General features: G+C 44.8%; 12 protein-coding genes. 8 read left to right on the top strand and 4 right to left on the bottom strand.

Annotation, left to right across the window (positions count from 1 at the left end; all coding sequences use genetic code 11):
- Positions 1-52: 52 nt before the first annotated feature.
- The 7 genes from sfsA to panC all read left to right on the top strand — a co-directional run bounded on the left by sfsA (position 53) and on the right by panC (position 5,999).
- A complete protein-coding gene (sfsA, locus tag R7R24_RS13445; protein ID WP_017635909.1) occupies positions 53-769 on the top strand; it encodes a DNA/RNA nuclease SfsA in 717 nt (238 codons plus the stop codon).
- A gap of 136 nt (positions 770-905) precedes the next feature.
- Positions 906-1,352, top strand: coding sequence for an RNA polymerase-binding protein DksA (dksA, locus tag R7R24_RS13440; RefSeq protein ID WP_005386584.1), 447 nt, complete (start codon positions 906-908; stop codon positions 1,350-1,352).
- 95 nt (positions 1,353-1,447) lie between these two features.
- A complete protein-coding gene (gene gluQRS, locus R7R24_RS13435; protein WP_005386586.1) occupies positions 1,448-2,311 on the top strand; it encodes a tRNA glutamyl-Q(34) synthetase GluQRS in 864 nt (287 codons plus the stop codon).
- 102 nt (positions 2,312-2,413) lie between these two features.
- Positions 2,414-3,781 (top strand): polynucleotide adenylyltransferase PcnB, encoded by a 1,368-nt coding sequence (gene pcnB / locus R7R24_RS13430; RefSeq protein WP_005386589.1) that lies wholly within the window; start codon positions 2,414-2,416, stop codon positions 3,779-3,781.
- Positions 3,778-4,263, top strand: a complete 486-nt coding sequence (gene folK, locus R7R24_RS13425) for a 2-amino-4-hydroxy-6-hydroxymethyldihydropteridine diphosphokinase (RefSeq protein WP_054579080.1) — start codon at positions 3,778-3,780, stop codon at positions 4,261-4,263. Before pcnB ends, folK begins: the two co-directional genes overlap by 4 nt.
- Positions 4,264-4,287: 24 nt before the next feature.
- Positions 4,288-5,082, top strand: a complete 795-nt coding sequence (panB, locus tag R7R24_RS13420) for a 3-methyl-2-oxobutanoate hydroxymethyltransferase (RefSeq protein ID WP_054579079.1) — start codon at positions 4,288-4,290, stop codon at positions 5,080-5,082.
- A gap of 11 nt (positions 5,083-5,093) precedes the next feature.
- Positions 5,094-5,999, top strand: a complete 906-nt coding sequence (panC, locus tag R7R24_RS13415) for a pantoate--beta-alanine ligase (RefSeq protein WP_053304121.1) — start codon at positions 5,094-5,096, stop codon at positions 5,997-5,999.
- 53 nt (positions 6,000-6,052) lie between these two features.
- Here the strand turns inward: panC and R7R24_RS13410 are convergent, their stop codons facing one another.
- From R7R24_RS13410 to R7R24_RS13395, 4 genes are all read right to left on the bottom strand, one after another.
- Positions 6,053-6,982, bottom strand: a complete 930-nt coding sequence (locus R7R24_RS13410) for a Kdo(2)-lipid IV(A) acyltransferase (protein WP_053304122.1) — start codon at positions 6,980-6,982, stop codon at positions 6,053-6,055.
- Between the two features lie 127 nt (positions 6,983-7,109).
- Positions 7,110-7,880 carry an ABC transporter permease gene (locus R7R24_RS13405; protein WP_005386598.1) on the bottom strand — a complete coding sequence of 257 codons (771 nt, stop codon included), beginning with the start codon at positions 7,878-7,880 and terminating at the stop codon, positions 7,110-7,112.
- Entirely contained in the window at positions 7,881-8,798 is a 918-nt protein-coding gene (locus tag R7R24_RS13400) for an ABC transporter ATP-binding protein (protein ID WP_005380000.1), read from the bottom strand.
- A 250-nt stretch (positions 8,799-9,048) separates the two neighbouring features.
- Positions 9,049-10,719 (bottom strand): SulP family inorganic anion transporter, encoded by a 1,671-nt coding sequence (locus R7R24_RS13395; protein ID WP_054579101.1) that lies wholly within the window; start codon positions 10,717-10,719, stop codon positions 9,049-9,051.
- A gap of 281 nt (positions 10,720-11,000) precedes the next feature.
- On the opposite strand from R7R24_RS13395, the gene can reads away from it, so the two are divergent.
- Positions 11,001-11,669: a carbonate dehydratase gene (can, locus tag R7R24_RS13390; protein ID WP_005379996.1), complete on the top strand. Its 669-nt coding sequence runs from the start codon at positions 11,001-11,003 to the stop codon at positions 11,667-11,669.
- Positions 11,670-11,727 lie beyond the last annotated feature (58 nt).

The raw sequence follows: 11,727 nt of genomic DNA, 5'->3' as shown, positions 1-11,727 counted from the left end.
GGTGTAATGGTGGCTACATTGTACATAAAAAATTTTTTGTCTAAATAAGCAAATGCATTTCACACCCGCTTTAGAGTCCGCCACTCTACTCAAACGTTATAAACGCTTTCTTGCCGATATCGAGCTCGATACTGGTGAAATCCGTACAATCCACTGCGCAAATACAGGTGCAATGACGGGTTGTGCTACGCCCGGAAACAAGGTTTGGTTTTCTACTTCCGACAACCCGAAACGAAAATACCCCAATAGTTGGGAGTTGAGTGAAACCGAACAAGGCCACCGTATTTGTATCAATACCGCGCGCGCCAATCAATTAGCCGTAGAGGCTATTGAAAATAATGTCATTTCAGAGCTTTGTGGTTATGACACACTTCAAACTGAGGTGAAATACGGCAATGAAAATAGCCGAATTGATATCTTGCTCAGCGCAGACGACAAGCCAAAGTGCTATATAGAAGTGAAAAGCGTCACTCTTCTTGATGAGACCGACTCTACTGGACAAGGATACTTCCCAGATGCGGTCACGACTCGGGGACAAAAACACCTGAGAGAGCTCACAGAAATGGCACAAAATGGAAGTAGAGCCATACTTTTATTCACTGTTTTACATTCAGGTATTGAAAAAGTATCCGCGGCGCACCATATAGACGCGAAATATTCACTATTACTCAAACAAGCACAAGACGCTGGAGTGGAAGTTCTCTGCTACAAAGCTGAACTGAGCGATACTGGAATGAAGCTGATTTCCGCTATTGATTTTATCAATTAAGAGAAAAAATGATGTCGTCTTCACATTGACGATAACTTTGCGATTCAGTATTTGCTTGCACCGCCTCTTTTTGCTATAGATACCCGCCTTAAATTGACTGCGTAGCAGTTGACTAGGTGTAAGTAGGAGATGCTGTATGCCAGAATCAAAGAAGAAAACGATAGGCATCCTAGCCATTGCCGGCGTGGAGCCATATCAGGAAAAACCTGGTGAAGAGTACATGTCACCAGAGCAGGTTGAACACTTTACGAAAATCTTAACAGCTTGGCGCGACCAGCTAAGAGCTGAAGTGGATCGTACTGTTCACCACATGCAGGACGAAGCAGCAAACTTCCCAGATCCAGTTGACCGCGCCTCTCAAGAGGAAGAGTTCAGCCTAGAACTGCGTAACCGTGACCGCGAACGCCGTTTGATCAAGAAGATTGAAAAGACTTTGGATAAAATCAAAGAAGACGATTTTGGCTTCTGTGAGTCTTGTGGCGTAGAGATTGGCGTTCGCCGTCTTGAAGCACGTCCAACCGCTGACCTTTGTATTGACTGTAAAACACTTGCAGAAATCAAAGAGAAGCAAATGCAAGGTTAATCACCCAGCATTATGATTGTTGAAGGGAGCTCAGGCTCCCTTTTTGTTTTGGCTATCTTCGCACCCTATTTGTTTACTAAATTCGAGATACACGCATGACACGCTATGTAGGTCGATTCGCCCCATCTCCTTCTGGTCCACTGCATTTTGGTTCACTGATTGCCGCTCTTGGCAGTTATTTTCAAGCGAAAGCACAAAACGGAGCTTGGTTAGTACGTATTGAGGACTTAGACCCACCAAGAGAAATGCCAGGTGCAGCGCAACTTATCCTAGAGGCACTCAAGGCCTATCAGCTGCATTGGGATGGAGAAGTGGTATACCAGAGCGAACGTCACGACCTTTACCAAGCTCAAATAAACAAATGGCTCGAAAATGGGGAAGCCTATTATTGCCAATGTACTCGTAAGCAAATTAAAGAGCATGGCGGTTTTTATCCTGGCACTTGCCGCGATAAAAACTTGAAAGACGGCGCGATTCGCCTAAAAATGACCAAGCCTGTCGCTCATTTCCTCGACCAAAAACGGGGAACCATTACTATTCCAGAGCAACTCGTTAATGAAGATTTCATTATTAAACGTCGAGATGGATTATTTGCTTATAATCTTGCGGTAGTATTGGACGACATCGACCAAGGCGTCACAGAAGTCGTGCGAGGTGCAGACTTAATCGAGCCGACAGGGCGTCAAATTAGCCTGTACCAAATACTTGGTCAGCCTGAAGTTAGCTACTTGCATTTACCATTGGCGATGGACAACAACGGCAATAAATTGTCGAAACAAAATCACGCGACGGCTATTGATATAGATACACCAAAACCTACTCTATTGCGCGCCATGACATTTTTAGGTTTCGAGATACCTGAAACCGTAAGGGCGGCCAACATAGAAGATATTCTTCGTTGGGGCTGCGAAAACTGGCGCTTGGAACAGCTTCCAGCAGAGATCGAGATCACACCGTGATTCTCAAATGGCATTGTGTAGGCTATCATTAGCCGCAAATTAGGCCCTAGAGGCGTATAAAACTAACCAAAGCAAGATTGGATTAAACCCAGTTATTGCCAGATGCACATGAATACAAACGACTATACACCAAGCGAACCTGCCACAATTCCAGAGCTCGCTCTCAATGTAATAACTCGTGAAGAGCACAACATTTCGCGTAAGCAGATCAGTGATAATGCGCTGAAGGTACTGTACCGCCTAAATGGTGCTGGTTTCGATGCTTTTCTTGTGGGTGGCGGGGTTCGAGACTTACTGCTTGGACAAAAACCAAAAGATTTTGACATTGCGACCAACGCAACGCCGGAACAGATCAAACAGCTATTTCGTAACTGCCGTTTGATTGGTCGCCGCTTCCGCTTGGCTCATATTATGTTTGGCCGAGATATCATTGAGGTTGCGACATTCCGTGGTCACCACCAAGAGCAAAAGAATAAGAGCATTTCTCAGCAATCAAAAGAGGGTATGCTGCTGCGTGACAACGTCTACGGCACCATCGATGAAGATGCTGAGCGCCGTGATTTCACGATTAACTCGATGTACTACAACATCGCAGATTACTCGATTCACGACTACGCACGTGGTATTGAAGATTTAGAAGATCGCCTAATTCGACTGATTGGTGATCCAGAAACACGCTACCGTGAAGACCCTGTGCGCATGCTGCGTGCGGTTCGTTTCGCGGTAAAACTAGACTTTGATATTGAAGAAGACACCGCAGCGCCAATCGAACACATGGCACCGTTGCTCGGTGACATTCCGTCAGCGCGTCTTTTTGAAGAGTCACTCAAATTATTGCAATCCGGTCATGGCTTAGAAACCTACCACCTACTGCGTGAGTACAACCTATTCCAGCAACTATTCCCGACGATTGCAGCGCACTTTACAGAAGATTACTCCTCTCACACTGAGCAGATGTTGGATCTTGTCCTAGATTCTACCGACATGCGCATCGAAGATGGGAAACGCATCAATCCAGCATTTATGTTTGCTGCAATGCTGTGGTACCCACTGTGTGCGAAAGCCGATGAACTGATGGAAGAGCGCAACTTAGGCCATTACGACGCCATTATGGAAGCGAGCAACATCATTCTTGACGAGCAAGTTCGCACAATTGCCATTCCAAGACGCCACACCGCAACCATTCGCGAGATTTGGCAGTTACAGCTTCGTCTTCCACGACGTAACGGTAAACGTGCATTCCGTCTTATGGAGCTCAATAAATTTAGAGCTGGCTTTGATTTTCTTGAAATGCGCGGTGAAATTGAAGGTGGTGACACTCAGAAGCTTGCCAAGTGGTGGGAAACTTTTCAAAATGCAGGCCGAGAAATGCGTCAAGCAATGGCTGCCGACTTAGACGGTCAATCACCGAAAACAGGCCAGCGCCGCCGTAAAACTTATCGCAAGAAAAAGAGTAAGCCCAAATCATGATTACAGCGTACATTGCGGTAGGCAGTAACTTGGCTGATCCTATCAGCCAAGCGAAGCAAGCGATTGAAGCATTAAAAACGCTGCCTAAATCAGAGTTTGTTCAAGCTTCTTCGCTATACAGCAGCACGCCAATGGGGCCACAAAACCAACCGGATTACATCAATGCGGTTGTGTCTATTAACACCAGTTTGACGCCTATTGAATTGCTCAATTGCACACAAGCTATAGAGCAAGAACAAGGGCGTGTCCGTAAAGACGAACGCTGGGGACCAAGAACCTTGGACCTTGACATTGTGCTTTATGGCAATGAGGTGATTAATTCCGAGAGGCTGATCGTTCCTCATTATGGAATGAAAGAGCGTGAATTCGTACTCTACCCTCTTGCGGAAATTGCACCAAGTTTACAACTCCCTGATGGGACCGAGGTCTCTAAACTACTGGAACAAGTAGATAGAAACGGCCTCAGTATCTGGCAGTCATAGCCAACTCCTAGTAAGGATAAAACCATGAAAAAAATGACCATCAACGACCTAATCAAGTGGAAGCAAGAAGGTCGTAAATTTGCTACTTCAACCGCTTATGATGCGAGCTTTGCCCAACTGTTTGAAAGCCAAGAAATGCCAGTACTTCTTGTCGGTGATTCTCTAGGTATGGTTTTGCAAGGTCACAACGATACTCTACCAGTAACGGTCGATGATATCGCTTACCATACTCGTTGCGTACGCGCTGGTAGCCCAAATTGTTTGTTGATGGCAGACATGCCATTCATGAGCTACACCACGCCAGAGCAAGCTTGCGAAAATGCGGCTAAACTGATGCGTGCTGGTGCCAATATGGTAAAAATTGAAGGTGGTGACTGGCTTGTCGACACGGTGAAAATGCTCACTGAACGATCAGTTCCAGTTTGTGCTCATCTTGGTTTAACTCCTCAAGCTGTTAATATTTTTGGTGGTTACAAAATCCAAGGTCGCGATCAAGAAAAAGCAGACCGCATGGTAAAAGACGCATTAGCGCTGCAAGAAGCAGGCGCTCAAATCGTCTTACTAGAATGCGTACCAGCTGAGCTTGCTGAACGTATTACGCAAGTGCTTGACGTTCCTGTTATCGGTATTGGTGCAGGTAACGTAACAGATGGTCAGATTCTCGTAATGCATGATATGTTTGGTATTTCTGCCAACTACATGCCGAAATTCTCCAAAAACTTTCTTTCTGAAACAGGTGATATGCGCAAAGCCGTTACTAAATACATTGAAGATGTAGCCAACGGTGTATTCCCAGACGACGCTCATACCATTGCCTAGAGGATAAATGCATGCAAACTTTTGCGGAAATCTCAGCAGTTCGTGAACAACTTAAAACCTTTAAACGTGAAGGTCGTAAAGTGGCGTTTGTCCCTACCATGGGCAACCTTCACGAAGGCCACTTAACTTTAGTGCGTAAAGCACGCGAATACGCTGATATCGTTGTCGTAAGCATCTTTGTTAATCCGATGCAGTTTGATCGTGCAGACGATTTAAATAATTACCCACGCACGCTAGAGGAAGACTTAAGCAAGTTAACCTCTGAAGGGGTCGATGTGGTATTTACGCCAACACCAGAAGTTATCTACCCAGAAGGTCTGGATAAGCAAACCTTCGTCGATGTCCCTGGCCTATCAACAATTCTCGAAGGCGCGTCTCGACCAGGTCATTTCCGTGGCGTGACGACGATTGTGAATAAGCTGTTTAACATCGTACAACCGGATGTCGCGTGCTTCGGCGAGAAGGACTTCCAACAACTTGCTGTTATCCGCAAGATGGTTGATGACCTAGCAATGGACATTGAAATCATCGGTGTACCAACCGTACGTGAAATGGACGGTTTAGCAATGAGTTCACGCAATGGCTTGCTTACGCTGGACGAGCGCCAACGTGCTCCTGTACTTGCTCGTACAATGCGTTGGATCAGTAGTGCCATTCGCGGTGGCCGCGATGACTACGCATCGATCATCGAAGATGCAAGCGACCAACTTCGAGCTGCAGGTCTGCACCCTGATGAGATCTTCATTCGTGATGCTCGTACATTACAAGTGATCACACCAGAAACGACACAAGCTGTCATTCTGATGTCTGCGTTCCTAGGCAAAGCTCGTCTTATCGATAACCAAACGGTAGATATGGTTGTCGAAGCGAAGGAAGAAGCTGAATCTAACAATACAAACTCAGAGAACGCAGAGTAAGCTCTGAGCCATAAAAGTAAAAAGGTCGACTCTTAGTCGACCTTTTTTATACTCTACGTATAGACGCAATCTAACCCTTCAGGGCGAGTTTTAAACCGCTTGTGCAGCCACATCCACGCTGGAATATCACGTTTTATCATTTTCTCAAGCTCTTGGTTCAAGATGCTTGCCGCTTTAACCGCATTACGTCTCTCGAAACGCTCGCTAATGTCTTTTCCAATGTACAGCGTGTAATGGTGATTTTTACTCACTGTAACGCCAGATATAACCGCGCACTTTGTTGCATCAATGAGAACACTAGACCCGACGGTACTCGCCGCTTGTTCAACAGCAAAAAACGGCGCAAAAACAGAATGGCTAACGCCATAATCATGGTCGGGCAAATACCAAAGTCGATGACCATTCTTCAGAACTTTGAGCATTGATTTCACGTCTTTTCGATCAATCATTTGATGTCCAAAACGAGTTCGACCTCGATGTTGAATAAACTCATAAGCAGGATTCGAATTTGGGCGATAAACGCCATAACCTTGGGCAAACTGGCTAAAAATACGAGCGGTTATCTCCAAGTTTAAATGGTGACTGCACACCACCAACACACCACGTCCATTCTTTTCCTCAGCGAGTAAACGATCTTTTCCAACAATAGAGGTTATCCGACGTATCCGCCAATCTGGCCAAAACCAGGCGATACCAGTTTCGATGATCGCCATTCCAGTATATTGAAAGTTTTTTCGTACTACGTCCTTACATTGCCAATCCGTAAAATCAGGGAAACACAGCTGGAGATTACGCAGAGCGATCTTGTGTCGGCGCTTCATTACATGCATCGCAATACAGCCGATGCTTCTACCTAAGATTCGCAATACTACGTATGGCAGTACATTAACAAGAATCGCTAAAGATCCAAATGCCAGCCATACAGACCAATATTTGGGCTTAAGTAACTGATAGGAGAAAGGCGGCGGCGGGACAATATTCATAGGATCACTCATTTATTACAAATGATTGAAACCTACCATGATAAAAACCGAAAAATTGTATGGGTATGTATTGTTATGCACGCGAAAGAGCAGCGTGAATCGCCGCTCTTTGCTTTATGAGAATGGCTTAGCTTCTTAGCCCAATCCCTTTGGTTACTAGATAATGCGCAATGGCATACAGTGCAACAACAAACACTGCAAGTACACTAAATGAAGTGACAATGCCCACATCCGAGACACCTAAAAAGCCGTAGCGGAACGCATTCACCATGTAGACGATTGGGTTGATCTTAGAAACACCTTGCCAAAATTCAGGCAGCAGACTGATCGAATAAAAGACTCCTCCCAAGTAAGTTAAAGGAGTCAATACAAACGTAGGGATGATCGAAATATCATCAAACGTTTTTGCGTAAACCGCATTGATCAAGCCACCGAGAGCAAATACAACCGACGTCATGAAGACAGTCGCGACAATAATGCCCCAGTGCTCCACTTGCAAATCAACGAACAAAAGTGACACACAAGTAACAATTGCACCGACCAACAAACCTCGAGTCACGCCGCCCATCACATAGCCAGCAATAATCACATAGTTTGGTACCGGTGCCACCAGCAGTTCTTCAATATTCTTCTGTAGCTTTGCACTAAAGAATGACGACGCCACGTTCGAGTATGAGTTAGTGATCACCGACATCATGATCAAACCTGGAACAATGTACTCCATGTAACTAAAGCCGCTCATCTCACCAATTCGAGAGCCAATAAGATTGCCGAAAATGATGAAGTACAACGTCATCGTAATGGCTGGCGGCACTAAGGTTTGCACCCAAATACGTGTAAAACGAGTGACTTCTTTGCTCAGCAAGCTGCGAAATGCCGTCCAATATAAACCGTACATTTAATTACTCCCCTCTCTTACAATGCTGACAAACAACTCTTCAAGTCGGTTGGCTTTGTTACGCATTGAGAGAACTTTAATGCCATGCTCTGTTAACTGACTGAATACCGAATTCAATCCTTGGCTCTTATCTAGTTCTATCTCTAAAGAGCCATCAACAATACTTTGTCGATTAACACCTTCAAGCTCAGGCACCTCGACTTCTGACTCAATATCCAAGATAAATGTCTCGACGCTTAGCTTACCTAGTAACGCCTTCATGGTGGTATTTTCAATCAGCTCACCACGATTAATAATGCCGATATTTCGACACAGCATCTCCGCTTCTTCTAGGTAGTGTGTCGTTAAAATAATCGTAATTCCTTGCTCTTGGTTGATCTCTTTCAGAAACCCCCACATTGAGCGGCGTAGTTCAATATCCACTCCAGCCGTTGGTTCATCTAAAATGAGTAATTGCGGCTCGTGCATCAAAGCTCTTGCGATCATTAAACGACGCTTCATCCCACCGGATAGGTTACGAGCACGCTCTTGGCGTTTTTCCCATAAATCCAATTTTTTCAGGTATTTTTCTGCTCTTTCTTTGGCTAACACTTTAGACACACCGTAATAGCCAGCTTGCTGCATCACAATTTGCTCAACGGTTTCAAACTGGTTGAAGTTGAACTCTTGTGGCACCAAGCCTAAATTCTGCTTGGCCAATTCGAGGTCGGTATCAATGTCATAACCGAAAACTTTCGTCGTTCCGGAGGTTTTATTCACTAAGGAGGAAATGATGCCAATCGTGGTCGATTTTCCTGCACCATTGGGACCCAGAAGCGCGTAGAAGTCACCCTTTTTCACTTGGAGACTTATACCTTTTAACGCCTCAAAGCCACCTGCATACGTCTTGCGCAGTTGTTCAATTTCTAATGCGTACATAAGGTCTTGATTGCCGTTTGTTTGTGATTACTAATACCGACTCATATTTAGCAGCGGTTTACTACAAAATCGCCTTGGGTATCGTATTGGAGGTCCATCAGTTTATCGTTGAATAACGATGATTACAAATAAACCTTTCGATAATATTGGAAATATAACCCTTACCTCGTAAAGGTTATCTCTGAGTAAGACAAAATAGAGCATAAAAAAACGCAACAGGACACTGTTGCGTTTTTAACTGTCAGAATGATTACGCCGTTATGCGCTGATACTGGTCTGCCTCAACATGTGCCACCGCCGCATTCAATGCTTCGTAACGGAATTGGTACATATTTTCATCAGGCACAAGGTCAATCACATGGAATTTCTCTAGCTGTTCTCGTGTTCGCTCATTCGGGCATAATAAATACACGGCACAATTGGCATCGAGAGCATCCTTAATCGCATTCTCTAACGCCAAACCGACGGTCACATCAATCATTGGTACATCCGTAAGATCGAGAATCATCACGTCATAGTCCGAAATACTAGAGTGCTGACGTGAAATGGCTTTAGAAACACTAAAGATCATCGGACCGGAAAGATAAAAGAACAGCACTTTTCCATTCGCACGATCCAACAAACCACGCTCGCTGTCAGTCAACGGCACATCATCTTCATCCGCGTCGCTGATCGCTTTTACTTGTCGTGCCTGCTCTCGGCTCAAACGCTCGATGATGATAATGTTCGAGATAAAGACGCCTAAACCCACCGCAACGATAAGATCAACGAATACTGTAAGCAGCATAACGCCATACATCACCGCCATTCCGGAAAAGCTTACCTTATGTGCCCTCTGAATAAAGCTCCAGTCTAGGATGTTAAAGCCAACATACACCGCAATGCCTGCTAACACAGCCATCGGGATTGGCTCTGTTAGCCCACCAGCAACCAGTACAACCAACGCCAACATTAGTGCGCGAATCACACCAGATAATGGCGAACGAGCCCCAACTTGGATATTCGTTACCGTCCCCATGGTAGCTCCCGCCCCCGGCAGCGCACCAAACAAGCCAGAGATCATGTTAGCTAACCCTTGACCTCGCAGCTCTTTATCTGAGTCGTGTTCTTTACGAGTTAATGAGTCACCGATAACCGCCGTTAACAAAGTATCAATACAACCTAACGTGCCGAGCACTAATGCATCAATGACCATCTCGACAAACATATCTGTGTCAATATAAGGGGCGACGAGAGAAGGTAACCCAGCAGGAATTTCACCGATACGACGAATATCTTCTATATCAAAGAGAATCACAGACAATAACGTTACCGCGACCAATGCCACGAGCTGTGCAGGAACGTATTTACGATATTGCTTAGGGAAGAAAAAAAGAATCCCCAAAGTCAGTAGTCCCAAAAACAACTCACTGAATTTAAGGTTAGAAATAGTCTCCGGCAAAGCAGATAACGTTCCGAGTACTCCCCCTGAAGGCGCAGCATGCCCCATCAAAGGCGATAACTGCAGAATGATAAGAATCACACCAATGCCAGACATAAACCCGGAAATAACGCTGTAAGGCATCAAGGTAACGTATTTACCCAGTTTTAACGTCCCCAATAGGATTTGGAACGCGCCAGCCATCATGACAACCGTGAAAGTCATAGCCATGCCCGTTTCTGGGTATTTCGCCATCATACTGGTTAATACTGCGGTCATGATTACCGTCATTGGCCCTGTCGGTTCTGATATTAACGTATTAGAACCACCAAATAACGAGGCAAACAAACCGACCATTATTGCTCCCCAAAGGCCGGCCTCAGCACCGGCTCCGGATGCAACACCAAACGCTAACGCCAGAGGGAGAGAGATAATCGCCGTGGTTACCCCGCCAAATACATCCCCTTTGAAATTGATATCTTCAAAACGACTACCGAACACTGCTGATTTTCCCTGCATTCAATTTTAAAAAGTAAAATATCACTACTTTAACGAGCTAGGCGAAAATTTAAACCATAAATAGATTAAGGCTAAATTCACACCACAAATAGTTTCACCAGATTTTACTTTTTTCTTAATGAAAACTAGTCAGATGAGTCCTATCTGACGAATATTTAACGAGATCGAAATTGTAACATTGTGTATAGTTACAACACTGATCGCTTGCATGTGCACACAAACAGCGGCAGCGATTTTGTCTTTTAAGGGAAGTAGTTTGCAAAATGCCGGAAATAAAACAGTTATTTGAAAACAATTCGAAATGGTCTCAAGAGATCAAATCTGATCGACCTGAATACTTCGCAAAACTCGCTGAGGGGCAAAAGCCTGATTTTCTTTGGATTGGCTGCTCTGATAGCCGCGTCCCTGCCGAGCGACTAACCGGACTATACTCAGGTGAACTCTTTGTTCATCGGAATGTTGCAAACCAAGTTATCCATACTGATCTCAACTGTCTATCCGTCGTCCAGTACGCCGTAGACGTTCTTAAGGTTAAACACATCATTGTCTGTGGACACTATGGATGTGGTGGCGTAAATGCAGCCATTGATAACCCTAAGCTAGGTCTTATTAATAATTGGCTGTTACATATCAGAGATATCTATTTCAAACACCGCACTTACCTAGATCAAATGCCGCAACAAGATCGAGCGGATAAACTAGGCGAGCTTAATGTTGCAGAGCAAGTGTACAACTTGGGTAACTCAACCATCCTGCAAAACGCTTGGGAGCGTGGACAAGATGTTGAAATTCATGGTGTGGTATACGGAATTGAAGATGGTCGCTTAGAGTACTTAGGCATTCGTTCTAACTCTAAGGAAACCGTAGAAGCGTCTTACCAGAAAGCTCTTTCGACGATTCTAAATACAGATAACAAGCTGCTTTGTCGCTAAGTCATATCTAAAAGTTGAACAAAAAACGCCCATCTTAGATGGGCGTTTTTTTATATTT

Source organism: Vibrio sp. 704 (assembly GCF_033339295.1).
Note: the sequence above shows the minus strand (reverse complement) of the source record. Positions and strands in the feature narration are given on the sequence as shown.